A 23731-nucleotide genomic window follows, 5' to 3' on the forward strand; every position below is an offset into this window, starting at 1 on the left:
CAGCTGAGGACAGAGGTGCGGGAGAGAAGAGGATCGGGGAGTGGGGGACGCACCTGGGGGGGGGGAGGTTGGCCTGTGCGAAAAAGAACAACCCCCCCCACCCCCTCAGGGCAGCTTGGCGATCCGGTCGCGCACCTTCTGCACGACCTTCGCCGGGAGCGTCGCGTAGCCCTGGAAACTCAGGTCCCGCTGCCCCCGTTCCCCGGCGAGGTAGGTCAGGAACGCCTTGGTGGCGGGCCACATAGCCGCCTCCGCGCCCTTGTTGCCCTTGCTGCACACGATCTCGTAGGTGACCGCGTTGATCGGGTAGGCGCCGGGCGCCTTGGTCGCGTGGTCGAGCCCGAGGACGAGGTCATCACCGGTGCTCACCACCTTGGCGTCGGCGATCGCCTTGGAGGCGCTGAGTACGTTGGCGTCGACCGGGGCGGGGGCGCCGGTGGCGAGAGCGGCCGTCGGGATCCTGCGGGCGAGCGCGTACGACAGCTCGAAGTAGCCGATCGCGCCCTCGGTCTCCTTCACCTTGGCGGCCAGGTCCGCCGAGCCCTTGGCGGACTGACCGCCCTCGGCCGTCCAGCGCTGGTCGTGCGCGTGCGGCCAGGCGCTCGGGGCGGCCGCTTCGAGGTAGGCGGTGAAGTTGTCCGTCGTCCCGGAGGCGTCCGACCGGTGGGCGGGCTGGATCGGCGTCGACGGCAGGTCGGTGCCGGGGTTGAGTTTCGCGAGCGCCGGATCGTCCCACTTCGTGATCTTCCCGTCGAAGATCTTCGCGAGCGTCGGGGCGTCGAGGATCAGCCTGCTGACTCCTGGGAGGTTGTATCCCACGGCGATCGGGCCGCCGGCCACCGGCAGGTGGAGGGCCTGGCCCCCGTCCGCGCACACGCTCTTGGACCGGTCGATCTGTGACGTGCTCAGCGGGGAGTCCGAACCCGCGAAGGCGGTACCGCCCTTGAGGAAGTCGGCCTGGCCGGCGCCGGAGCCGTTGCTCTCATAGGTGATCTTCGTGTCGGGGCAGGCCCGCAGGTAGTTCTTGATCCAGAACTGCATGGCGTACTGCTGCGCCGTCGAGCCGGACGCCCGCAGGGTGGCGGGCTTGGCGCAGGCGATACCGCCGGTGCCGGCCGTGGAGGTGGCGGTGCTCGTCGTGCCGGCCGCGGACGAGGCGCTGGGGGAAGGGCCGGAGCTGTCGTTGTCCGAGCCGCACGCGGTCAGTAGCAGCATCCCGGACACCACCGCGGAGCCGACCGCCGGTGCTCGCGCCGCTCTCCTCTTCCGCTGACGTTTCACTTCGCGTGCTCCTTCCTCCGGACGGCCGGGGACCGGCGCCGCAGAGGGGTCGCGGGGCCGGCCGCCGTCCATGGAAATCACTATAAGCATGCAATCGACTACGTGCAGTAGCTGAAATGGGTGAGAGGTCAGTCAAGGGCGGGTCCCGCCAGGACGGCCTCGTGGACGGGATGGTGGCGGCCGGTGTTCCGGGTCAGCAATGCGGTGGCCTCCCGGACGCCGACCTCGCCTCCGCCGTCCCCGGTGGCCGGCAGGCGTCCGTCGGCGCGCTTCAGCTCGGCCATCGCGGCATCGATCGCGCGGTGCGCGGCGAACAGGCAGGGCGTGCTGTAGAGGGCGGCGTCGACGCCCAACTCGGTCAGTTCGGTGAGCGAGAGCCGTGGTGACCTGCCGCCGGCGATCTGGTTGAACAGCAGCGGCTTGTCCCCGACGACCGCGCGGATGCGCCGGATCCATTCGACGCTGCGGACGCCGTCCACGAGGACCACATCCGCCTCCGTCGCGGCCAGTGCCGCCGCCCGGCGCAGGATGTCCGCGCCCTCCGTGGCGTCGGTGCGTGCCACGACGACCAGGTCGGTACGGCTGGCGAGCACCAGGTTGAGCTTTTCCAGGTACGCGTCGAGCGGCAGCACCAGCTTGCCGTCCGCGTGCCCGCACCGGCGCGGGCGCTTCTGGTCCTCCAGGACCACCCCGGAGGCCCCGATCCGCTCCAGGCGCCGCACCACGTGGCACGCCACCTCCGGGTCGACGTAGCCGTCGTCGATGTCCACCAGGAGGTGGTGGCGGGGGAAGGCGCCCCGCAGGCGCTCCGCGAAGGCCACCATGTCGGGCCAGGCGATGAACCCGATGTCGGGAAGCCCGTAGTACGACGCGGCGAATCCGAATCCGGAGGCGAAGAAGCCGTTGTAGTGCCCGGCGGCGATCGACGCCGAGTACATGTCGTAGACGCCGATGAGCGGCGTGGTGCCCTCGGCGGTGATCTCGTCGCGCAGTGCTTGTCCGTGACGCATTTGCTGCCTCCTGTCAGACCGGTGCTCGCGGAGAGCGGGGTCGGGGGCATATCTACCGGCACGCGCGGGGCACGCTCTTTAACACGCCATGACTTTTTCTTTACTTCATCCATGCGCCGGTACGCGTCGAAGGAAAAGGCGGGCCCTCGGTCGGTGGCGAGCACGGTTGGGCGTCTCGCCCCTGCACCTGGTAGGGAGGAGGCATGAGTGATATTCCTCCCGTATTGACCGTGACCGCCGCCAGCACCATCGAGGCCACCGACGTCCACGACGACACGTCGGACTCCTGGATGGTGATCGAGACCGCCGAACAGGGCCAGCTTCTGCTCAACCTTCCGGGCCCGCTGCACCGGGCCATGCGCCAGGCCACCGAACTTCCCGCGGACCAGGCCGGCCCCGGCAGGCTCGCGCTCACCCAGGAGGAAATCGACGCCTACCGCTCCCGCGTCGCCCAGATGACCAGCACCGATTAGGACTCACCGCACCTCCAGGAGCAGCCCATGAACCCCGAGCAGGCCCGCAGCCTCATCAGCAGCATCCTCGGAGACGGCATTCACGCGGAGATCATCGACTTCCCCGGCGGCAACCTGTCGATCAGCGTCACCGTCGGCCGGCGCTCCGCGACCATCGACGGGCACCCGGAAACGGGCTGGGCCTACACCGTCGACCCCGCCGACGACGACGGATTCTCCGGCCACGACAGGACCGCGGACACCCTGGAGGACACCCTGCGCGCGCTTCAGGCCGAGTTCGCCGGCTGACCACCGCGAGGAGTCACAGGCGCACGACCACGAGGGCGATGTCGTCGCGCGCGCCGCCGCTGACGCCCAGGCAGGCCAGGAGCGCGTCGGCGAGACGCTCGGGGCTGAGGCGGCTGTAGCGGGCGAGGGAGTCGGTCAGGCGGGCGAGGCCGACGTCGATGTCCTCGCCGCGGCGTTCGATGAGCCCGTCGGTGTAGAGGACCAGCGTGTCGGTGGGGGAGTAGGGCAGTTCCGCCTGGGGGCGGGGCACGTGTTCGGGGCGGGCGCCCAGTGGTGGGTCGGTCGCCTGGTCCAGGAGCTCGGTCGTGCCGTCGGTGTGCAGGAGGACGGGCGGCGGATGGCCGGCGCTGCTGTAGACGATCCGCCGGTCTCTCGCGTTGATCACCAACTTCACCGCCGTGGTGGCCAGCGCGCCCTCGACCGAACGCGCGTACAGGCCCAGTACCTCCAGCGCCTTGGCGGGCCCGTCCACCGCGCGGATGGCGGCGCTCAGCGCGCTGCGGAGCATCCCCATGACGGTGGCGGCCTCCAGGCCGTGGCCGACGACGTCGCCCACCGCGATGGCGAAGTCGTCCTCGGGCAGATCGACGACGTCGTACCAGTCGCCGCACACGTTCAGGGAGCCGATGGCGGGCAGGTAGCGCACCGCGATGTTGCGGTGCCGCGGCAGGTCGGGGGAGCGGAGCATGGCCTCCTGGAGCGTGACGGCCACCTGGCGTTCGCGGGCGTGCGCCTGGCGCAGTTCCTCGTTCAGGCGCTCCAACTCCCGGGCGCGGGCGTACAGCTCGCTCTCCATCCCCTCTTTCCGCTCGGTCAGCGGGGGGCCGGTGAGGCGGTCGTGGGTCTGGTGGGCCTGGACGAAGGGCGTCACGTCCTCCACCCGGTGCAGGATCCACGCCACCGTCCCGCTCGGACCGAGCACGGGGGTGTTGATCGTGGACCACCAGCGCTCCTCGAACTGGCCGGGCCGGTCGACGAGGGGGATGTCGTACTTCTGGAGCGCCATCGGCTCCGGCTTCCGGGAGACCAGGACCCGGTGCAGGGAGGCTTTGAGGTTCCGCACCCCGTCGGCTTCCGGGTCCGCGGGATTGTCCGGGAAGGCGTCGAAGACGTACTTCCCGGCCAGGTCGTCATCCGTGCGGCCGGTGGCCCGCAGATACGCCCGGTTCGCGGCGAGGATCACCAGGTCCGGGCCCAGCACCAGGCACGGGCTCGGCGTGGCGGCGAACAACGCCGCGTAGTCGATCTCCGGTGTCGTCACGTCCTCCCGCCACTCCTGCAGACGCTCGCGGAACCACCCACCCCCTCATTTCAATCTACGAGGGGTCGAGCCGTCCGGTGCGGCGGCTCGCGCCCTCAGCCGGCTATTCCCGGACGGAATCAGCGCCTTTCCCCGGTTTCTCGAAGCCGCGCTCGGAGCCCCGCACATTGTTCAGAACGGCTTTCCCCTGCCGGTCGACCATACGCGTCACCGACTCCTGAAGAATGCCGAAGGCGATCGCCCAGGCGATGATCTGAGCCCCGCTGTCCAGATTCGACAATCCCGGAATGAATTCACCGTGGATCAGCAGGATCCCCAGAAGGGCGGACAGTGCCCCGACCGGAAGTCTCAGCAACACCAGCATGGTCGGTACGGAGTAGGGCGTGGCCGTGCCCTGAATGGAGCGCAGCGACAATGCGCCCGCCAGGGCCGCCGCGCCCAGTCCCGTGGCTTCCACGAGCAGGACGTCGGTGCCACCGGGCTGTGTTCCTATCGGGCAGATACCGCCTTCGAAGCAGATTTTCGGCGGTAGCGCCGTCGGGGCGAGAAAACCCCAGACGAGAAACATGCCGGCGATGACGCTGGTGACGATCACCGAGGCGAGCAGGATATTGCGGAAGCTGCGGACTCTCGCGCGCTCGGTCTCCTCGGCGTCGTGCGCCGCCAGCAACGTACTGACAGCCAGTTCCCGCAATGGTGGATGCAGCAGGTGATCGGTGCTCTTCAGCCGCTCCTCCAGCAGTTGCAGCCGTGGATCACTGCGTCCCAGATGCTGTCGGGCCTGCGCCAGCACAACAGCCCCTCGCCAGGTGAGATCGTCATCTCTCGCCAGGTGCAGGAGCTTCACTTCGGCCTTGTGGATATTGGCGTAGGTCCGGTCGACGGTCGCGCCGGTGAGTTTCGCCCACAAACTGCTCTTGTCGTCCGTCGCCCGCCGCGCCGCGCGCAAATGCGTGGTCGCCTTATTCGCGACTTCCTCGTCATAGGGATCCAGCGGGGGCGTCAACTTGCGAATTCTGTTGAGCTGGGACTGGAGCTCGGCGATATGCGCGGCAGCCCGCTGACACCAAGGCGCACCCCTCGTGCCGGCTACATCTTCGTCCTCGTCCAAGGGATTGCTCGGGGAAGTCGACATGCGGCCTCCCGAAGAAGACCATCTCATACCCCAATTAGGAGCCCGCCGATGAAGAGCTGCAACCCGACTCGGACCGGCGATGGGTGGAGAGGCGGGCGCCGCGCCTCTCCACCCGTCGCCGGTTCCGGCCAGCTGTCGTCCAACGCGGCTTCAGAGGCGACACGGTGGGTAGCGCACCGAGCGAGTTCGTCCGGCCGACATGCCGCGAGCGAGGTGCCTCCCTGCGGTTCCTCGCCCAACTGCCCTGCGGCATCGGCAGGGTCTCCGGGAACCTCCGCCGTAGCAGGGCCCCCGGTTTCGCGTGACCGGGGGCCCTGCCCTGTGCCGGTGGTTCAGGACCTGCGCGCCTTCGGCTGTCAGGATGCGGCGGTCAGAAGGTGAGCTTCCAACTGTCGATGTAGCCGGTGTCCTGCGCCGCGACGTCCTGAACCCGCAGTTTCCAGGTGCCGTTGGCGGTTTCGCTGGAGGCGTCGACGGTGTACGTCGTGATGACGTTGTCCGCCGAGTCGTTGGCGCTGGAGTTCTTCAGCCGGTAGGCGGTCCCGTCCGGGGCCAGGAGGTCGATGACGAGATCGCCGCGCCAGGTGTGCTTGATGTCGACGCCCACCTTCAGGGCGGCGGGCGCGTTGCCCGTACGTCCGGTGACGGCGACCGACGAGGTCACCGCGGTGCCGACGTCCGGGATGGCGACGTCGCCGGTGTTCTCGTACCCGCTGCCGGGCGGGGTCGTGGTGCCCGCGCCCAGCGTCCAGATGGCGTGGGCGATGGCGTCGCTGTTGCGGTCCAGCGCGGTGTCGTTGATGTTCGCCGTCGTGTCGCAGGACGAGTGGTAGCAGCGGTCGAACGCCGATCCGGCCGTACCGCCCCACTTCTGCGCCTGGGCGGAGGTCTTGGTGTAGTCGGCGCCGGAGAAGAGCCCGCCCACGGGGACGCCGGCGTTCTTGAACGGCGCGTGGTCCGAGCGGCCGTCGCCCTCGGTCTCGATCTCGGTGGGGATGTTCAGAGAGGCGAAGTAGCCCTTGAGGACCGACTCGATCTGCGGGTCGTCGTCGTAGACGAAGTAGCCGGGGTTGGGCGAGCCGATCATGTCGAAGTTCAGGTAGCCGGCGAGCTTCGCGCGCTCGGTGGAGGGGAGGTTGTTCACGTAGTGCTTGGAGCCGAGCAGGCCCAACTCCTCCGCGCCCCACCAGCCGAAACGCAGGTGCTTCGTCGGCTGGAGCCCCGCGCGGGACACCGCGAGCGCGGTTTCCAGCACGGCGGCCGACCCGGAGCCGTTGTCGTTGATCCCGGCGCCGGACGAGACCGAGTCGAGGTGCGAGCCGGCCATCAGGACCTGGTTGGGGTCGCCGCCGGGCCAGTCGGCGATCAGGTTCCAGCCGGTGGTGCCGCTCGCGGTGAACTGCTGGAGGGTCGTGGTGTAGCCGGCCGCGTCCAGTTGCGCCTTGACGTAGTCGATCGAGGCCCGGTAACCGGCCCGGCCGTGGGCCCGGTTGCCGCCGTTGGCGCCGGCTATCGACTGGAACTGGTTGAGGTGGGCCTTGACGTTGGCCAGGGGTATGTCGGGGGCCGCGAGGACGGGGGCGGCGGACGGGGCTGCGGCGGCCGTCGCCGTGGCCGTGGGGGCCGCGGCGAGCAGTCCGAGCACCGCACCGGCCGCGGTCACCGCTACGACGGCTCGGCGCGTCCAGGATCTTCGGGAGGCGGGGACGGTGCGTATTTCGGCATGCGAGGACATGTGGGGTCTCCGGATTCCGTACACGAAGGGGGATGGACCGTGCATGGCGCGAAGCTGATCGTGGGGGCGGTGCGCTCCGGCGACAAGGCTGAATCCGGACACGCCGTGCCGGATATCGCTCCTGGAGGGGCGATAGCGGAAGGGAGATAACCGGGGGAGATAAGGGGGGAGCGGAGCGGTGGGGGCGGGCGGCCGCCGCGCTGAAAGCGTCCTTCCGGGGCCGTCGCCTGGCAGGCGCTCACGGCAGGTGCGAGGGTGGTGGCGATGGACGTTTCGGTGAAAGCGTTCAGCGAAGGGCCGGAAGACCCGTTCGCGGTGCGTCGCGCGGTCTCAGTTGTGCTGGACGACCGCGGGCGGATCGTGGGCTGGAGTGAACGGGCCGTGGCGCTGCTCGGCTACCCGACCGAGGAAGCGCTGGGCCGGCCGGCGGCCGACTTCCTCATCCCGCCCGGCGACCTCGGGCTCGTCATGGAAGCGGTGGCCATCTGCCGGGCCGACAACGGGTGGTTCGGGCTCGTGCCCGTCCGCCACCGCGGCGGGCACCGGGTGGAGTTCGGCTGCCGGGTGCGGGCCGTGAACAGAGGCGACGCGGAAGTCGAGTGGGTCGTCGTCGCCGCGCCCGCCGAAGAAGTGATCCAGTGGGAGACGGACCGGTCGGTCCTGGACGGGTTGTTCCGCCGGTCCCCGATCGGGCTCTCCGTCCATGACCCGGACCTCAAGATCCTGCGCGTGAACCGGGCGATCGCGCGCTTCAGCGGCCTCCCCGTCGAACAGCACCGCGGGATGCGCACCAGCGACTTCCTGATCCCGCCGGATACGGAGACGGTCGAGACGCAGCTCCAGGAGGTGCTGGACACCGGCAATTCCGCGATCTTCGCCGAGCAACCCTGCCGGATCCGGCAGGACCCCGGCCGGGATCTGGTCGTCTCGGTCTCGGCGTTCCGTATGCAGGACCCCTCCGGCCGGGTCCTGGGCGTCACACAGACGGTGGAGGACGTCACCGACCGCTACCGGTCCCGGCGTCGGCTGGCGCTGCTCAACCAGGCGGGCTCCAGCATCGGGACCACGCTGGACGTGGCGAGGACGGCGCGGGAGCTGGCCGAGGTGGCGGTGCCCGCTCTCGCGGACTTCGTGTCCGTGGACCTGCTGGAGCCGGTGACGCGCGGACAAGAGCCCACGCCGGACGCGTCCGGGCCGGTGTGCAGGGTCGCGGTCCGCAGCGCGGCCGCGGAGGCGCAGGGTGGAGCGCGGGCGGACTCGCCCGACCAGGGGCCGCCCTCCCGCTCCACGCCCGCCGGGGGCCGGCCCTTCCACTTCCCTCCCGACAGCCCGCAGGCGCGGTGCCTGGCGGAGCGGAGTCCCCTGCTCATCACGGGGCCGGAGAAAGCCGGTGCGGGGCTTCCCGCTGACCGGACGGGGGAGGGGGACGTCATGGGGGAGGCCGCGGGCGGAGACGTCCACTCGATGATGACGGTGCCGCTCGCCGCGCGGGGGCTTGTACTGGGCCTGCTGACCCTGGGGCGGGCGGAGCGGCCCGACTCCTTCGAGCAGGACGATCTGACGCTGGCCGAGGAGCTGGCCTCCCGCGCCGCGCTGTCCATCGACAACGCCCGCCGCTACACCCAGCAGCACCAGGCGGCCCTCACCTTGCAGCACAGCCTGCTGCCGCGCGAGGTGCCCGTGTACCCGGCCGTCGAGATCGCCCACCGCTACCGGCCGGCCGACCTCACCGCGGGCGTGGGCGGCGACTGGTTCGACGTCATCGCGCTCTCCGGGCTGCGGGTCGCCCTCGTGGTCGGCGACGTGGTCGGGCACGGCATCCACGCCGCGGCCACCATGGGGCGCCTCCGCGCCGCCGTGCACACCCTGGCCAACCTCGACCTGGCCCCGGAAGAGGTCCTGTCCAACCTGGACGACCTGGTGCAGCGCCTGGCCGCGGAGCAGGAGCCGGCCGGTGAACTCCTGCCGCAGATCATCGGCGCGACCTGCCTGTACGCGGTCTACGACCCGGCTTCGCGCTGTTGCACCTTCGCCCGCGCCGGTCATCCTCCGCCCGTGGTGGTCACCCCGGACGGACGGGCGCGCGTCCTCGATCTGCCCGCCGGGCCGCCGCTGGGCCTGGGCGGGCTGCCCTTCGAGTCGGTCGAGGTGGAACTGCCCGAAGGCAGCCTCCTGGCCCTCTACACCAACGGACTCATCGAAGCCGGCCGACGGGACCCCGACGAGGGGCTCGCCGGTCTGCTCGGTGCGCTGTCCGCGCCGGCCGGCTCCCTGGAGGAGACCTGCAAGGCGGTGGAGGACGCGCTGCTGCCGGCCCGGCCCGCCGATGACGTCGCGCTGCTCGTCGCCCGTACCAGTGTCCTGGCCGCGGAGCAGGTGGCGACCTGGAAGCTGGACGCCGGGCCGACCGCCGCCGCCCGGGCGCGTTCGCTGACGACGGCGCAGCTCACCGAGTGGGGGCTGGAGGAGGTGGCCTTCACCGCGGAGCTGATCGTGAGCGAGCTGGTCACCAACGCCTACCGGTACGCCGGGGGGCAGATCACGCTGCGGCTGATCCGCGACCGCAGCCTCATCTGCGAGGTCTCGGACCACAGCAGCACCTCCCCGCACCTGCGCCGGGCCCGGACCACCGACGAGGGCGGGCGCGGGCTTTTCCTGGTGGCCCGGCTCACCGAGCGGTGGGGCACCCGCTATGGGCGCGACGGCAAGACCATCTGGGCCGAGCACCCGCTCACCTCACACGGCGACGCCGTGACCCTCTGACAGGCGGAACGTCGCTGCTCGTCCCACCCGCGCGCCCGATCCCGGCCCCGGGATCAGCCCACGCAGCGCGGTGCGAACGCGGGGTCGGCCGGGCCGACGCGTCCGAGCGCGTTGAGCACCCACTGGGCCACGACCGGATCATTGGGGTTCTGGTCGTGCTCGAAGGCGTCCGTCGGGCAGCGGTCCTGGAGCGTCACGTTGGTGACCCGGTTGTTCGGCCCGCTGAGGAAGGCGCTGGTGTACGGGGTCACGACCTCGTCGAGCTTGGTGGTGATCACGGTGTAGTCCGGGCCCGGCACCGTGTCGCCCGGGGCGTTGAGCTCGGTCAGGAACGCCGAGCCGACCTGCTGCTCGGTGCAGGCGTCGCACCCGGCGAAGCCGGTCGGGACGGTCAGGGGGTTGGTCGTGCCGTGGTTCGACGGGACGATCCCGATGAGCTCGTCGACCTTCTTGGCGCCGCCGAGCGGGCCGAGGTAGTAGCGGGGCATCATGCCGCCCTGGCTGTGGCCGACCAGGTCGACCTTCTTGGCGCCGGTCGCGGCGCGTACCGAGTCCACGAACGCGGCGAGCTCGCGGGCCGAATCGGCGATGTGGCCGGTGGCGTAGTTGCCGTAGTTGAGCGCGAAGACGCAGTACCCGGCGTTCTTTATCTGCGGCGAGAGGACGGACCAGTTCTTGGCCATGTCCTCGAAGGTGCCGTGGACCAGTACGACGGGGTAGGGGTGGGCGGCGGACGGCTTGCACGTCCAGTCGTTCGCGCCGGTCGGGGAGATGTCGACGGCCTGGGCGGGGGACGCGGCGAGGCCGAAGACGGCGCAGGCGGCGGCTGCCAGGGCTAGGGGGAGCGTTCTCAGACGGCGCATGTCGTTCCTTTCGCGAGCCGGGCGGACGCGGTCCGTCCAGCCCCTGGGCCGACTGCGGGCAGGGCCGTGGAAACGGCGGCTCGGCCTCTGGGCGCAGCGACGAGGTGATCACCGTTCGGCATTACCGAACAGTAAGCGGGATTCTGGATTCCGTTTTCTGGCTCGTCAACCCCTTGCGCACCTCAGTGAGGCGGGGAACACATCCCGCTGTCGCGGAGCCGGGTCGTCAGGATTTCCGGAGCCGCGTCCCCCCGGGGAGCGGATGATCTTCGCAGGTGGGGGCGGCTCCGGCCCCGGATTCCGCTTCCGCCGGCCGGCATGCCGCCGCGCGGGCGGGGCAGCATCATGACGGCTCCGCCGATGCTGTCCGTCCTCCCGCCGCTCGCCCTGTTCGCCGGCCGGTACCGGTCCAGGTGCCTTACGGGACGCTCGTCGCCGGGGGTGACACCGCCCGCCCACCCCGAGCCACCCGCACCGCACCCCTCGTACCTGACGAAAGGCGTCGCACATGTCCTTGCCCGGACCGCACGACGGTTCCGTAGCCGGCCCCGCCGACTGGTGGCGGCAGGCCGTCGTCTACCAGGTCTACCCGCGCAGCTTCGCCGACTCCGACGGCGACGGCATCGGCGACCTCCCCGGTGTCACCTCCCGGCTGCCCTACCTCGCCGGCCTGGGTGTGGACGCCGTCTGGCTCAGCCCCTTCTACCCCTCGGAACTGGCCGACGGCGGCTACGACGTCGCCGACTACCGCGACGTCGACCCCCGCCTGGGCACCCTGGACGACTTCGACGCGCTGGTCGCCGAGGCGCACCGGCTCGGCGTCAAGGTCATGGTCGACATCGTGCCCAACCACTCCTCCGACCAGCACGCCTGGTTCCAGGAGGCGGTGCGCGCCGCCCCCGGGGCCCCCGCCCGCGAGCGGTACGTCTTCCGTGAGGGCAAGGGCCCGGGCGGCGAACTTCCGCCCACCGACTGGGTGTCCTGCTTCGGCGGCCCGGCCTGGAGCAGGCTGCCCGACGGCTGGTGGTACCTGCACCTCTTCGCGCCCCAGCAGCCCGACTTCAACTGGGACAACCCCGAGGTCCGCGAGGAGTTCCGGCAGATCCTGCGCTTCTGGTCCGATCGCGGCGTCGACGGCTTCCGCGTCGACGTGGCCCACGGCCTGGCCAAGGACCTCGCCGCGCCCCTGCGCGACCTCGGCACCGTCGAGAGTTACGAGCCGGAGGACCTGCCCGAGGACGGCAGCCACCCGTTCTGGGACCGCAACGAAGTCCACGACATCTTCCGTGACTGGCGGCGGGTCTTCAACGAGTACGACCCACCGCGGATCGCCGTCGCCGAGGCGTGGGTACGCAACTCCCGGCGCACCGCCTACGCCACGTCCCAGGAACTCGGCCAGGCGTTCAACTTCGACTTCCTCAACGCCCCGCTGCACGCCGGCGAACTGCGGTCCTCCATCGACACCGCCCTCTCCGCCGCCCGGGCCGCCGGTGCGACCGCCACCTGGGTGCTCTCCAACCACGACGTGATCCGGCACGCCTCCCGGCACGGCCTGCCGGAGGGCTGCGACAAGGAGGCATGGCTGCTCCGCGACGGCCGCGAGCCCGCGGTGGACGGGGAGTTCGGACTGCGCCGGGCCCTGGCCGCGACCCTGCTGATGCTGGCGCTGCCCGGCTCCAGTTACGTCTACCAGGGCGAGGAACTGGGCCTGCCCGAGGTCGCCGACCTCGCCCGCGCCGACCTCCAGGACCCGGTGTGGACCCGCAGCGGAGGTCTGCTGAAAGGCCGGGACGGCTGCCGGGTACCGCTGCCCTGGAAGCGGACGGGCAGCTCCTACGGATTCGGCAGTGGCGGGTCCTGGCTGCCGCAACCGCACGGCTGGGGCGAACTGTCCGTCGAGGCCCAACAGGGCGTGCCGTCCTCACCGTTGGAGCTGTACCGCACGGCGCTGCACACCCGCCGCCGGCTGGTCGCCGACGAGACCCTCGAATGGGTCGGGGGCGAGGAGCGGGCGGGCACGGGGGTGCTGCACTTCCGCCGCTCGGGAGGGTGGGAGTGCCTGACGAACCTGACGGACACCGCCAGGCCGCTGCCGGACGGCGAGGTGCTGCTGTCCTCCGCCCCGCTCACCGGCACCGACGTGCCCCCGTGGACCACGGTGTGGCTGCGGACCACGGCCCGCTGACGCTTCCGTCTCCGCGCCGGACGACCCACCACGGCTGTCCGGCGCGGAGGTCGTCCGGTGCGCGGGCCGGCCGCCGCCGGACGGCTCAGCCCCTGAGCGGCCCCTCGCAGCCGAAGTCCGACGTTCCCGCCGGGCGGTCGTCCCAGAGCCGGACCGCGCCGAAGGAACAGTTCATGTCGGCGAAATTGTTGGCGCCCTTCTTCGCGCGGTCGAGGAGGAAGTAGTCGACGGTCTCGGACATGTCCTTGAACACCGCGTCCGCGTCGCCCGGGTCGCTCAGGTTCGCCGTGATCCGGCCCGTGCACACGAACCGGGGGCGCGCCGGGGAGCCGGTGGCGCGGCAGGCGGGCGTGGTGCCCGTGGCGGCGGTGAAGGACGCGCGGACCGCGGCGGCCGAGGCGTCGCGCAGCCGCTGGACGGGGATGAAGGTGGTGTGCGGCACGTACAGGTCATCGACGTGCGCGATCTGGGCGTCGAGGAAGGCGTCGTAGGCGCGTTGCAGGCCGGCGTCCTTGCCGAGCCTGGTCCGCCAGGCGTCGAAACCGGCCGGGTCATCGGCCCGCGTGTAGCCGTACATCTCCCTGATCAGGGACGGGCGTTCGGTCCAGAGGAACTCGAAGAACGTCCCCGCGTACGGGTAGAAGCGGAACTTGTCGCCGTCGTACGTCGCGTGCAGCAGCCGGTCGACGCTCATCCGGGGCGTGCCGCCCGCCGTGTCGTTGATGATGCCGCGGACCAGGGACTTGCGGACCGCGATGCCGTTGTCGCGGGTGGCGCCGTCGAAGAACTCGGCGGTCCCCTCGTCCATCGCGGTGGTGCGGTCGCCCTCGTACCACGCGCCCTCACCGAAGAGCCCGGGGACCGCCCAGCGGCCGTTGAGGTAGTGCGTGTACTCGTGCCGGAACAGCTCCTCCAGCGTGAGTGTGGAGTCCTGCGGGACGCGGCGCTGATAGGTGTAGAAGGTGGCGCCGTCCTCGATGTACACGCCGCCGTTCGCGGTGCCCATGCCGGTGAGCAGCGGATGGTACGTCTCGTAGTCCGCGCGGGAGGCGTACAGCACGACGGTGAGCTTGGTGTTGGTGTCGCCCGCCAGCGGCCGGTCGGTGCCCAGGACCCGGTGGAACTGCGCCCTGACCTGCTTGCTCGCGTAGTAGAGCCGGTCGACGGTGGTGCGGTCCAGGGCGGTGCGGACGGTGATCTGACCCTTGTCGTAGGCGTAGGCGCGGGGGAAGACGCGGCGCTCGATGTCTGTCTTGCACACCTTGTGCTGCCGGCACGCGTCGAACTCGATCAGCCAGGTGACGACCTTCGCCCACGGTTGGCTGCCCTCGCCGAAGTTGCGGGTCGCGGTGGCCAGCAGCGTGCCGAGGTCGGTCACGGTCCGGCTCCTGAGCGCGTCGATCTGGCCGAACCGCCCGTATTCGCCGAGCGCGTCCCGCACCACCCAGGCGTTGGCCGTGTCCTTGAGGTGGGTGTGACCGGCGAAGGCCATGAACGCCGCGCGATAGGTGGGGTCGGCGGTGACCGCGTCGCGGAAGGCGGTGTCGTGGTTGCCGGGATAGACCCCGAGGTAGTTGAGGGAGAGCGCGGCGAGGGCGGCACCGGCCCAGGAGGTGTCCTTCGCGGTCGCCGGGTGTGCGGCGTCCATGGTCGCCAGGACACGCTGTACGAGCGGGAGTTGGTGCTGCCGCAGGCCGGGCGAGCCGGCGGCGTAGAGGGACTCGCGGAGTGTTTCGGCGTTGGTGCGGGTGACGTCGAAGGTGTGGGCGGCCGAGCCGAAGGCGTTCACGGCGCGGCGCATGGCGTCGACGGTCGGCGCGTCGGTGATGTCGATCTCGTCGCGTGAGAAGTCGTGGTAGGCCACGGCGTGCAGGTAGGTGAACATCTCCAGCAGGTGCCCGCCGTTCCTGCCGTCGTGGGCGGCGGCGAGCCCGGTGATCCTGTGGGAGACGGCCTGGACGTGAGCCGTCGACATGACCGGGGCCAGGCGCGCGTCCCAGGTCCATATGAGGTCGCGCAGACAGCCGTCGGCGGTGACGGCCGGATCGGCGAGGAAGTCGGCGAATCGCTCCGGGCTCAGGTCCTTGACGCCGTCGAGGGTGCAGAGGACGACGGTGTCGCCGAGGGTGACGCGGGCCGGAGGGGCCGTGGTCCTCGCCTTGCCCGTGCGCGGGCCGGGGAGGCGGCCGTGGGACAGGCCGCCGGGCGCGGAGGGGGAGCGCAGCGCGGTGCGCGGTGCGCGGGCGAGACGGGTGACCTGGTCGAAGGGGTGGGGCGCCGGATCGGCCTGGCGGGGTGCCGGCGTCGCGCCGGGAGAAGCGGAGGGGGCGGGGGAGGGGGATGCCGCGGAGCCGGGCTGGGCGGCGGCCGCGCAGAGGGTCACCGCCAGCGCCGCGGTGAGCAGGGGGTTGCGCGGGCTTCTTCGCCACGTTCTCGATCTGAGCACCGATGACTCCTGTGTGGGAGGTGGTGGTGGGTGATGAGGTGCGCCGGGGAGCTTCGATGAGGCCGATCGATGAGGTCGACCCGCCCGCCAACTGGAGTGCGGTGAGCGTCAGTTGGGGCACCATGTGCTACGTAACATAGTAATGTGAAATGTTACTGACAACCCCTCAGTGGTGGGCGGTTGCCCCGATCGGCCCCCACTTGGCGCTCCTCAATAGCGGTCGTGGCGTGGGGTCTTGGCAGGCTCAGTGCAATGTGAAATATTACTGACATGTCCGCGAGAAGCCCCTCCGACGTCATCATCGTCGGAGCGGGAGTCATCGGCGCCGCCTGCGCCTACTACGCCTCCCGTTCCGGCCTCCAGGTCACCGTGATCGACCGTGGTTCCGTCGCGGGCGGGACCACGGGAGCCGGCGAGGGCAACCTCCTGGTCTCCGACAAACAACCCGGCCCGGAGCTCGAACTGGCCCTGTTATCGACCAAGTTGTGGCAAGGGATCGCCGGCAGCCTCCCCGCCCGAATCGAATACGAGGCCAAAGGCGGCCTGGTCGTCGCCTCGGACGGCCCGGGAAGGGACGCGCTGCGGAAGCTGGCCGACGCGCAGGCCGAGGCGGGCGTCACGGCGCGCGAGATACCGGCCGACCGGCTCCGCGACCTGGAGCCGCACCTCGCCCCCGGCCTCGCCGGCGGCTTCCACTATCCCCAGGACGCCCAGGTCCAGCCCGCCCTAGCCGCCGCCCACCTGTTGCACGCCTCGGGCGCGCGCCTGTGTCCGGGTGAGGAGGTCACCGCGATCCTCACCGGCGCGAACGGCGCGGTACGCGGCGTGCGCACGCCGGCCGGTGACACACACGCCCCGTACGTGGTGAACGCGACCGGCACCTGGGGCGCCGCGCTGGCCGCCCTCGCGGGGGCACACCTGCCCGTCCTGCCCCGCCGCGGCTTCGTCCTCGTCACCGAACCGCTGCCGCGCGTGGTGCGGCACAAGGTGTACGCGGCGGACTACGTCGCCGACGTGGCGAGCGGCTCCGCGGCCCTCCAGACCTCTCCCGTCGTCGAGGGCACCCCCGCCGGCCCGGTACTGATCGGCGCCAGCCGCGAACGCGTCGGCTTCGACCGCACCCTGTCGGTGGACGTCCTGCGCCGCCTCGCCCAGCAGGCCACCGCCCTCTTCCCGGTGCTGGCCGGGGTGCGGGCGATGCGGACGTACGCGGGGTTCCGCCCCTACCTGCCCGACCACCTGCCCGCGATCGGCCACGACTCCCGCGTGCCCGGACTCCTGCACGCCTGCGGCCACGAAGGCGCGGGCATCGGACTCGCCCCGGCCACCGGCCTGATCATCGCCCGCCTGCTGACGGGAGGCGAACCACCCATGGACGTACGACCGTTCCGCCCGGGGCGGTTCAGCGCTGCCGCCTGATCCCGACCACGACTCGGACCCCGACCCCGACACCGACCCCGGCCCTGGCCCTGATCCGACAGGAGGCACGCAATGGCCCGCACCCCCGCCGACCCGGTCGGCGCCGAGCCGGTCGGCGCCGACCCGGTCCGCATCGATCCGGGGGCGCCCTTCACCGTCACCTTTGACGGCCGGACGCTCACCGCCCTGCCCGGGCAGTCCCTCGCCGCCGCGCTGTGGGCGGCGGGCATCCTCTCCTGGCGCACCACACGCGTCGGCGGCCGCCCGCGCGGCGTGTTCTGCGGCATCGGCCAGTGCTACGACTGCCTCGCCACCGTCAACGCGGAGCCCAACACCCGTGTCTGCGTCACGCCCGCCCGGCCCGGAGACGTGATCACCACCCAGGAAGGACACGGCCATGCCGCGCTCGGAGTCTGAGCCGTACGACCTCGCGGTCATCGGCGCGGGCCCGGCCGGACTCGCCGGGGCCGTCACCGCGTCCCGGCTCGGGCTCTCCGTCGTCCTCCTGGACGCCGCCGACCGCGCGGGCGGCCAGTTCTTTCGCCACCCCGCCCCGGCCCTGAACGCCGGTCGGCCACCGGCGCCACGGCACGGGTGGTCCACTTTCACCGCCCTGCTCCGCCGCCTGGAGGCGAGCGGCGTCACCCACCTCGCCGGCCACCACGTCTGGACCCTCGCGCGCGAGAGCGGCGAGTCGTGGACCGTCCACGCCCTCACCCGCGCCGACGGTGACGGTGAGCACCCGGTACGCGTCCGCGCCCGCGCGGTCCTCTTGGCTACCGGCGCCCACGAACGTCAACTCCCCTTTCCCGGGTGGACGTTGCCGGGAGTCGTCGGCGCCGGAGGCGCTCAGGCGATGCTCAAGTCCGGCCTCGTACTGCCCGGCAGCCGGATCGTCGTCGCCGGCAGCGGACCGCTGCTGCTCGCCGTCGCCTCCTCGCTCGCCGCCGCCGGAGCCCGCGTACCGGCCGTGATCGAGGCCGCCGGCTACCTCGGCTACGCCCGCCACCCCCGCGCCCTCGCCACCAACCCGCACCAGCTCCTCGAAGCCGCGATCCACGGCTCCGCCCTGCTGCGCCACCGGGTGCGCCCCCGCACCCGTCACGCCGTCACCGAGGCCCACGGCACCGATCGGGTCGAGGCGGTCACGGTCTCCCGCCTCGACCACCGGTGGCGGCCGGTGCCCGGCACCGGTCAGCGGATCGCCTGCGACGCGCTGGCCGTGGGCCACGGGCTGGTCCCGCAGATCGAACTCGCCACCGGGCTCGGCTGCGCCACCCGCCGCACACCGGACGGCACCCGCGCCCTCGTCCTCGACGCCTCGCAGCAGACCTCCGTACCGGGCCTGTGGGCCGCAGGCGAAACCGGCGGCGTCGGCGGCCGTCAACTGGCCGATGTGGAAGGGGAGCTGGCGGCGCTCGCGGTGGCCGCCCGGCTGCGCGGCCGCCGCACACCCGCCGCGGCGGACCGGATGCGTACCCTCCGCCGCCACCGGGACCGCATGCGCGCCTTCGCCGATGCCATGGCCGCCGCCCACGCCCCCGCGCCCGGCTGGACCGACTGGCTCCGCGACGACACCGACGTCTGCCGCTGCGAGGAGGTGACCGCCGCCCGCGTACGCGAAGCGATCACCGCTCTCGGCGCCCGCGACCCCCGCACCGTCAAACTCCTCACCCGGGCCGGGATGGGCTGGTGCCAGGGGCGGTTCTGCGGAACGGCGGTGGCCTGCCTCGCGGCGGCGGGCACGGGGGAGGGGGCCGCGCCGGCGCCCGACGAACGCCGACCGCTGGCGGTACCCGTGCCCCTCGGCGTCCTCGCATCTCTGGAAGAAGACCCGGCGGGCCCGGGATCCCCCGCCGACCCGACCACACCGGACGGCCCCGGACACCAGCTCGCCACCGACCCCGACACAGCAGAGACACCGAACCCCGCAGAAGGGTGACACCACATGACTGGCATGACTGGCATGACTGGCGCGACTGGCACGGCAGGCACCTCCGGCACGACAGGTACGACCCCCACCTTCTGGAACCCTCACCGCCCCTGGCGCGGCCTGATGGTCGCCACCACGCTCCCGCTGCGCCCGGACCTCTCCGTCGACCACGACGCCTACGCCGAGCACGTCCGCCGGCTCATCGACAGCGGCTGCGACGGCGTCGTGCCCAACGGCTCCCTCGGCGAGTACCAGACGCTCACCGACGAGGAGCGCGCCCGCGTGGTGCGGACCGCCGTCGAAGCCGCCGGCGACGGTGCGCGGGTGATGCCCGGCGTCTCGGCGTACGGCAGCGCCGAGGCCCGCCGCTGGGCCGAGCAGGCCGCCGCAGCCGGCTGCGGCTCCGTCCTGCTGCTACCGCCGAACGCCTACCGCGCCGACGAGCACGCCGTACGCGCCCACTACGCCGAAGTCGCCAGGGCCGGGCTGCCGGTCGTCGCGTACAACAACCCCTTCGACACCAAGGTCGACCTGACCCCCGCCCTCCTGGCCCGGCTGCACGGCGATGGCGGCATCGTGGCGGTGAAGGAGTTCAGCGGTGACGTCCGTCGCGCCTACGAGCTGGCCGAACTCACTCCCGATCTGGACCTGTTGGCGGGCGCCGACGACGTCCTCCTGGAACTGGCGGTCGCCGGCGCCGTCGGCTGGGTGGCGGGCTACCCCAACGCCTTCCCCGTCACCTGTGCACGCCTCTACCACGCGGCAGTCGCCCGGGACTTGGGAACGGCGCTGCCCCTGTACGCCGCGCTGCATCCGCTGCTGCGCTGGGACTCCAAAACCGAGTTCGTCCAGGCCATCAAGCTCTCCATGGACATCGCCGGTCACCACGGCGGCCCCACCCGGCCGCCCCGCCACCCCCTCACCGGCGAAACCGAAGCGTCGGTACGCGCGGCAACCGGCAAGGCGGTCGCGGACGGCCACCGCTGAACGCCGCTCCGCCCCGACCACCACCTTCACCCCCTGGGGTTCCCTCCCTCCCTCACCGCCCGCCGAAAGGACGTCCGTGCGCACCCGTCACGTCTTCCACGCCGTCGACTCGCACACCGAGGGCATGCCGACCCGCGTCATCACCGGCGGCGTCGGCGTGCTCCCCGGCGCCACGATGGCCGAGCGCCGGCTCCACTTCATGGAGCACCAGGACCACCTCCGTACGCTCCTGATGTACGAGCCCCGGGGCCACGCCTCCATGAGCGGCGCGATCCTCCAGCCCCCCGTCCACCCCGACGCCGACTACGGAGTGCTCTACATCGAGGTGTCCGGTGTGCTGCCGATGTGCGGGCACGGCACGATCGGGGTCGCCACCGTTCTGGTCGAGACCGGCATGGTGCCGGTCACCGAGCCGGTCACCACCGTGCGGCTGGACACCCCCGCCGGACTGATCACGGCCGACGTACGGGTGGCGGACGGCGCGGCTAAGGCCGTCACCCTCACCAACGTCCCCGCGTTCTGCGTCGGCCTGGAGCGCAAGGCCGAGGTGCCGGGATACGGAACGGTGACGTACGACCTCGCCTTCGGGGGCAACTTCTACGCCTTCGTCGAACTCGACGCCCTGGGCCTGCCGTTCGACAGGTCGCGGCGGGACGACCTCCTCGCCGCCGGGCTGGACCTCATGGACGCCGTCAACGCCTCTCCGGACCGGCCCGTCCACCCCGAACAGTCCGGGATCAGCGGCCTCAAGCACGTCTACCTGGTCGCTCCGGGCTCGGACGCGCAGCGGTCCCGGCATGCCATGGCCATCCACCCCGGGTGGTTCGACCGTTCGCCCTGCGGCACCGGAACCTCCGCCCGCATGGCCCAGTTGCACGCCCGCGGGGCGCTGCCGCTCCACCGCGACTTCGTCAACGAGTCCTTCATCGGTACGGAGTTCACCGGCCGCCTGGTAGGGGAGACGACGGTCGGCGGGCTGCCGGCGGTCATTCCCACGATCACCGGACGCGCCTGGATCACCGGCACCGCCCAATACTTCCTCGACCCGGACGACCCGTTCCCCGCGGGCTTTCTGCTATGAAGGCGAAAAGGCCGGTGGCGTAGAGGAGTTGGCGGCGGCACGGCCCTCACGCAATGTGACATTGTACGCTGGTGGTCCAGTCCATCGGGGCGTGGAAAGGACACCATGGGGCATCTCAAGCAGCGCAACCTCATCACCACCCGGGAGCGGTTGCGCGACCAGGTGGCGCACGCCCTGCACGCCGCGCTGATCTCCGGTGAACTGCGCCCGGGCCAGGTCTACTCGGCGCCGGCGCTCGCGGAGGATTTCGGTATTTCCGCCACACCCGTGCGCGAGGCGATGCTCGACCTGGCCCGCGAGGGCCTCGTGGAGCCGGTGCGCAACAAGGGCTTCAGGGTGACCGAGGTCAACGAGCGCGACCTGGATCAGTTCACCGAGATCCGCACGCTCATCGAGGTCCCGATGACCGGCCGGATCACGCGCACCGCGGACCGCGCGGACCTCGAAGCGCTCCGCCCGGTCGCCGAGGAGATCGTCCGCGCGGCGCGCGAGCACGACCTGATCGGCTATCTCGAAGCCGATCGCCGATTCCACCTCACCATGTTGGCCCTCTCCGGGAACGAACGCCTCGTCGAGACCGTGAGCGACCTGCGCAAACGCTCGCGCCTGTACGGACTCAACGCTCTGGACGAACGCGGCGAGCTGATCCATTCCGCCGAGGAGCACGCGGAACTCCTCGATCTGATGCTGGCGGGCGACGCCAAGGGCGCCGAGAAATGCATGACGCGGCACCTGGGGCATGTGCGTTCCCTGTGGGCGAAGGGCGGGGACGGCGACGGGGGCGGGAACGAGAGCAACTCCCGCTGACCCGCTGGGGTTTATGGAGAACACCCGGAAGCGCAGCCGTACCCGCACGCGCTCCGGCCGGCGCTCGCCGACGGGCTCGTCCGGTCACCGGGCCTGGAGCACCACCCACACCGGACCGGTGGCGAAGTTCATCGGCTTGCCCGCAGGGGTGGTGAACGACGTGCCGTGCTCCGCCGCGTCCCGGCTCCACCGGGCGTCATAACTCTTGCCGTCCCGCAGGACGAGTGCGTTACCCGAGCCCACGGTCTGCGTGTACGGGGTGACGCTGCCCGAGCGGTCCTTGAACTTCGAGGCGCGGACGTCCACGTCCTGGATCACGACCGTCCGGGCTCCCATCCGCCCACCGTCGGTGGTCCGCGCGGCGGCACCGTCCATGGCCACCAGCCACCGCTTCTCCGTGCCCGACCAGGTGAACGTGAACCGCGCCCCGGGGAAGCGCACGGTGCGCTCGTTCACCTGCTCGCCACCGGCCGGAGCGGCACCGAACCGGAATCCGATGTCCCCGGCCTTGCTCGCGTCGGGCGCGGCGGCCAGAGCGCGTGACGGGAGCAGATACAGGTTGTGCGGGGCGACGCGGCCGTTGTCGCGGACGTACGCCCGGGGGGCGTCCCCGGGGGCCAGGGGGAAGAGCGGAGCCGCGTTGATCAACGGCTTGAGCGCCGACTGGGAGCCGGAGTAGGCCAGCGCCGGGCGGTCGAACTGCCGCAGCAGCTCCATATCCGATTCCCGCACGCTGCGGACCGGGCCCACCTTCGACGGCTGGTGGGACGCGAAGATCGCGAGTATCCGGCTCTGACCGGCCTCGACCTGTTCGACGTAGATGAGGTCCGCCGCCGCGAGACCGGTGTGCGGCCGGGCCGGACCGACATTGTCGATCTTCACGGCGAGCACCGGAGCCGGTCGGGCCGGCAGCCCGGTGTAGGGGGACACGCCTTCCCGGGTCGTGGCCGGCGGGCTCGGGGTCTTGGGCTCCGGCCCGGAATCGGAGCAACCGAAGAGCCCGGCGCCCACGGCCGCGCAAACCACCGCCGCGACGACCGCGCCGTTTCTGCCCGAGGTGCGCTTCGTACCCATCGGCCATGCTCCCTGCCTCAAGTGGACCACGAAAACCGGCTCCCCAACAGGCAGGGATTCCCTCCGGTGCGGAGGGCGCCGGGACCTGACGCTTCCGTGCCGACCCCTTTACGATCAGCCCTGGACGAAAGGGGGATCGGATGGACCGGAACATCCGTACCGTCGAGGACGTACTCACGCTCCTGGACGGTTTGTTCGCGCCGGAGGCCGACCGGTGGACCGCCGACGCGGCCACGTGGTGGGACGGCTTCTACGCGGACCGCACAAGGCCGGTGCCGTTCTTCGTCGCGAAGCCGGACGAGAACCTGGTCTCCTACCTCGAACGCGGGCTGATCAGCCCGGGCCGGGCCCTCGACCTGGGCTGCGGGCCGGGGCGGAACGCGCTCCACCTCGCCTCCCAAGGGTTCGAGGTGGTCGCCGTCGACCTCTCACCGGCGGCCATCGCCTGGGCCGAGGACCGTGCCCGGGAGGCGGGAGCCGAAATCCGCTTCCACTGCGGTGACGCCTTCGCCCTCGCCGGCACCGAGACCTCCGACACCGAATCCGCCGACACCGGGCTGGGTGGCCCCTACGACCTGATCTACGACTCCGGCTGCTTCCACCATCTGCCACCGCACCGCCGCATCAGCTACCTGGCTCTCCTCGAACGGGCCCTCGCACCCGGTGGCCACCTCGCCCTCACCTGCTTCGCGGCCGGTGAGATGGGCTCCGAACTCCCCGACGGCGACTTCTACCGTCAATCCGGCCTCCACGGTGGCCTGGCCTACACCCCGGAATCCCTGCGCTGGATCTTCGCCGACCTGACCGAGATCGAACTACGCCGCATGCACGACGAGCCGCCCGAGTCCCCCTGCTTCGGCGAACCCTTCCTCTGGACGGCCCTGTTCCGCCGCAACGCCCGGCCGTAACGCCTTCAGCTCGGGACCGACCTGCGCCTGTTCGACGGCGAGGTGCCGCCCAGGCCGGGGGTCGCCCCGGCCCGCCCCCTTT

Annotated in this window: 19 protein-coding genes; 11 read left to right on the top strand and 8 right to left on the bottom strand. The window is 71.5% G+C overall.

The genetic code is table 11. The features are described from left to right. Nucleotides 1-105: 105 nt before the first annotated feature. Together pstS and ACZ45Z_RS24280 are read right to left on the bottom strand one after the other, a co-directional pair. Complete coding sequence (gene pstS / locus ACZ45Z_RS24275) at nt 106-1281, bottom strand: phosphate ABC transporter substrate-binding protein PstS (RefSeq protein WP_468366046.1); 1176 nt, start codon at nt 1279-1281, stop codon at nt 106-108. A gap of 128 nt (nt 1282-1409) precedes the next feature. Continuing rightward, nucleotides 1410-2291, bottom strand: a complete 882-nt coding sequence (locus ACZ45Z_RS24280; RefSeq protein ID WP_468366049.1) for an isocitrate lyase/PEP mutase family protein — start codon at nt 2289-2291, stop codon at nt 1410-1412. 203 nt (nt 2292-2494) lie between these two features. Here ACZ45Z_RS24280 and ACZ45Z_RS24285 point away from each other — a divergent pair, with 203 nt between their 5' ends. Together ACZ45Z_RS24285 and ACZ45Z_RS24290 are read left to right on the top strand one after the other, a co-directional pair. Continuing rightward, the gene (locus ACZ45Z_RS24285; protein ID WP_468366051.1) at nt 2495-2764 is read left to right on the top strand and encodes a hypothetical protein; all 270 of its coding nucleotides are present in this window, start codon (nt 2495-2497) and stop codon (nt 2762-2764) included. Nucleotides 2765-2791: 27 nt separating this feature from the next. Beyond that, nucleotides 2792-3052: a hypothetical protein gene (locus tag ACZ45Z_RS24290; RefSeq protein ID WP_468366054.1), complete on the top strand. Its 261-nt coding sequence runs from the start codon at nt 2792-2794 to the stop codon at nt 3050-3052. 13 nt (nt 3053-3065) lie between these two features. Here the strand turns inward: ACZ45Z_RS24290 and ACZ45Z_RS24295 are convergent, their stop codons facing one another. The 3 genes from ACZ45Z_RS24295 to ACZ45Z_RS24305 all read right to left on the bottom strand — a co-directional run bounded on the left by ACZ45Z_RS24295 (nt 3066) and on the right by ACZ45Z_RS24305 (nt 7183). Beyond that, nucleotides 3066-4313, bottom strand: a complete 1248-nt coding sequence (locus ACZ45Z_RS24295) for a PP2C family protein-serine/threonine phosphatase (RefSeq protein ID WP_468366057.1) — start codon at nt 4311-4313, stop codon at nt 3066-3068. Nucleotides 4314-4416: 103 nt separating this feature from the next. Continuing rightward, a complete protein-coding gene (locus ACZ45Z_RS24300; RefSeq protein ID WP_468366060.1) occupies nt 4417-5448 on the bottom strand; it encodes a hypothetical protein in 1032 nt (343 codons plus the stop codon). Nucleotides 5449-5818: 370 nt separating this feature from the next. Then, nucleotides 5819-7183: a M28 family metallopeptidase gene (locus ACZ45Z_RS24305; protein ID WP_468366062.1), complete on the bottom strand. Its 1365-nt coding sequence runs from the start codon at nt 7181-7183 to the stop codon at nt 5819-5821. Nucleotides 7184-7447: 264 nt separating this feature from the next. On the opposite strand from ACZ45Z_RS24305, the gene ACZ45Z_RS24310 reads away from it, so the two are divergent. Next, the gene (locus tag ACZ45Z_RS24310; protein ID WP_468366065.1) at nt 7448-9946 is read left to right on the top strand and encodes a SpoIIE family protein phosphatase; all 2499 of its coding nucleotides are present in this window, start codon (nt 7448-7450) and stop codon (nt 9944-9946) included. A gap of 53 nt (nt 9947-9999) precedes the next feature. Here the strand turns inward: ACZ45Z_RS24310 and ACZ45Z_RS24315 are convergent, their stop codons facing one another. After that, nucleotides 10000-10809 (bottom strand): esterase/lipase family protein, encoded by an 810-nt coding sequence (locus tag ACZ45Z_RS24315; protein ID WP_468366069.1) that lies wholly within the window; start codon nt 10807-10809, stop codon nt 10000-10002. Between the two features lie 508 nt (nt 10810-11317). On the opposite strand from ACZ45Z_RS24315, the gene ACZ45Z_RS24320 reads away from it, so the two are divergent. Beyond that, nucleotides 11318-12994 carry a glycoside hydrolase family 13 protein gene (locus ACZ45Z_RS24320; RefSeq protein ID WP_468366072.1) on the top strand — a complete coding sequence of 559 codons (1677 nt, stop codon included), beginning with the start codon at nt 11318-11320 and terminating at the stop codon, nt 12992-12994. An 85-nt stretch (nt 12995-13079) separates the two neighbouring features. Here ACZ45Z_RS24320 and ACZ45Z_RS24325 read toward each other — a convergent pair whose 3' ends face one another. Next, nucleotides 13080-15440, bottom strand: a complete 2361-nt coding sequence (locus ACZ45Z_RS24325; RefSeq protein ID WP_468366075.1) for a collagenase — start codon at nt 15438-15440, stop codon at nt 13080-13082. A gap of 270 nt (nt 15441-15710) precedes the next feature. Here ACZ45Z_RS24325 and ACZ45Z_RS24330 point away from each other — a divergent pair, with 270 nt between their 5' ends. The 6 genes from ACZ45Z_RS24330 to ACZ45Z_RS24355 all read left to right on the top strand — a co-directional run bounded on the left by ACZ45Z_RS24330 (nt 15711) and on the right by ACZ45Z_RS24355 (nt 21667). Next, the gene (locus ACZ45Z_RS24330) at nt 15711-16859 is read left to right on the top strand and encodes an NAD(P)/FAD-dependent oxidoreductase (protein WP_468366078.1); all 1149 of its coding nucleotides are present in this window, start codon (nt 15711-15713) and stop codon (nt 16857-16859) included. A 72-nt stretch (nt 16860-16931) separates the two neighbouring features. After that, a complete protein-coding gene (locus ACZ45Z_RS24335) occupies nt 16932-17276 on the top strand; it encodes a (2Fe-2S)-binding protein (protein ID WP_468366081.1) in 345 nt (114 codons plus the stop codon). Beyond that, the gene (locus ACZ45Z_RS24340) at nt 17257-18801 is read left to right on the top strand and encodes an FAD-dependent oxidoreductase (RefSeq protein ID WP_468366084.1); all 1545 of its coding nucleotides are present in this window, start codon (nt 17257-17259) and stop codon (nt 18799-18801) included. Before ACZ45Z_RS24335 ends, ACZ45Z_RS24340 begins: the two co-directional genes overlap by 20 nt. 24 nt (nt 18802-18825) lie before the next feature. Continuing rightward, a complete protein-coding gene (locus ACZ45Z_RS24345; protein WP_468366086.1) occupies nt 18826-19779 on the top strand; it encodes a dihydrodipicolinate synthase family protein in 954 nt (317 codons plus the stop codon). Between the two features lie 76 nt (nt 19780-19855). After that, nucleotides 19856-20860: a proline racemase family protein gene (locus ACZ45Z_RS24350; RefSeq protein ID WP_468366089.1), complete on the top strand. Its 1005-nt coding sequence runs from the start codon at nt 19856-19858 to the stop codon at nt 20858-20860. Nucleotides 20861-20965: 105 nt separating this feature from the next. Then, nucleotides 20966-21667, top strand: coding sequence for a GntR family transcriptional regulator (locus ACZ45Z_RS24355; RefSeq protein ID WP_468366091.1), 702 nt, complete (start codon nt 20966-20968; stop codon nt 21665-21667). 84 nt (nt 21668-21751) lie between these two features. Here ACZ45Z_RS24355 and ACZ45Z_RS24360 read toward each other — a convergent pair whose 3' ends face one another. Then, nucleotides 21752-22741: a DUF3048 domain-containing protein gene (locus ACZ45Z_RS24360; protein WP_468366093.1), complete on the bottom strand. Its 990-nt coding sequence runs from the start codon at nt 22739-22741 to the stop codon at nt 21752-21754. Nucleotides 22742-22881: 140 nt separating this feature from the next. Between ACZ45Z_RS24360 and ACZ45Z_RS24365 the strand changes: the two genes are divergently transcribed. After that, on the top strand, nt 22882-23649 hold the full coding sequence (locus ACZ45Z_RS24365; RefSeq protein WP_468366095.1) for a class I SAM-dependent methyltransferase: 768 nt from the start codon (nt 22882-22884) through the stop codon (nt 23647-23649). Nucleotides 23650-23731: the final 82 nt, after the last annotated feature.

The sequence above is a fragment of the Streptomyces sp. NPDC031210 genome (assembly GCF_055570395.1).

Bases quoted from the DNA above. Each gene is read 5' to 3' on its own strand.
- ACZ45Z_RS24300 (WP_468366060.1), bottom strand. From the start codon at position 5,448: ATGTCGACTTCCCCGAGCAATCCCTTGGACGAGGACGAAGATGTAGCC.
- ACZ45Z_RS24305 (WP_468366062.1), bottom strand. From the start codon at position 7,183: ATGTCCTCGCATGCCGAAATACGCACCGTCCCCGCCTCCCGAAGATCC.
- ACZ45Z_RS24285 (WP_468366051.1), top strand. From the start codon at position 2,495: ATGAGTGATATTCCTCCCGTATTGACCGTGACCGCCGCCAGCACCATC.
- ACZ45Z_RS24320 (WP_468366072.1), top strand. From the start codon at position 11,318: ATGTCCTTGCCCGGACCGCACGACGGTTCCGTAGCCGGCCCCGCCGAC.
- ACZ45Z_RS24315 (WP_468366069.1), bottom strand. From the start codon at position 10,809: ATGCGCCGTCTGAGAACGCTCCCCCTAGCCCTGGCAGCCGCCGCCTGC.
- ACZ45Z_RS24290 (WP_468366054.1), top strand. From the start codon at position 2,792: ATGAACCCCGAGCAGGCCCGCAGCCTCATCAGCAGCATCCTCGGAGAC.
- ACZ45Z_RS24335 (WP_468366081.1), top strand. From the start codon at position 16,932: ATGGCCCGCACCCCCGCCGACCCGGTCGGCGCCGAGCCGGTCGGCGCC.
- ACZ45Z_RS24330 (WP_468366078.1), top strand. From the start codon at position 15,711: ATGTCCGCGAGAAGCCCCTCCGACGTCATCATCGTCGGAGCGGGAGTC.
- ACZ45Z_RS24310 (WP_468366065.1), top strand. From the start codon at position 7,448: ATGGACGTTTCGGTGAAAGCGTTCAGCGAAGGGCCGGAAGACCCGTTC.
- ACZ45Z_RS24345 (WP_468366086.1), top strand. From the start codon at position 18,826: ATGACTGGCGCGACTGGCACGGCAGGCACCTCCGGCACGACAGGTACG.
- ACZ45Z_RS24280 (WP_468366049.1), bottom strand. From the start codon at position 2,291: ATGCGTCACGGACAAGCACTGCGCGACGAGATCACCGCCGAGGGCACC.
- ACZ45Z_RS24365 (WP_468366095.1), top strand. From the start codon at position 22,882: ATGGACCGGAACATCCGTACCGTCGAGGACGTACTCACGCTCCTGGAC.
- ACZ45Z_RS24355 (WP_468366091.1), top strand. From the start codon at position 20,966: ATGGGGCATCTCAAGCAGCGCAACCTCATCACCACCCGGGAGCGGTTG.
- ACZ45Z_RS24360 (WP_468366093.1), bottom strand. From the start codon at position 22,741: ATGGGTACGAAGCGCACCTCGGGCAGAAACGGCGCGGTCGTCGCGGCG.
- ACZ45Z_RS24340 (WP_468366084.1), top strand. From the start codon at position 17,257: ATGCCGCGCTCGGAGTCTGAGCCGTACGACCTCGCGGTCATCGGCGCG.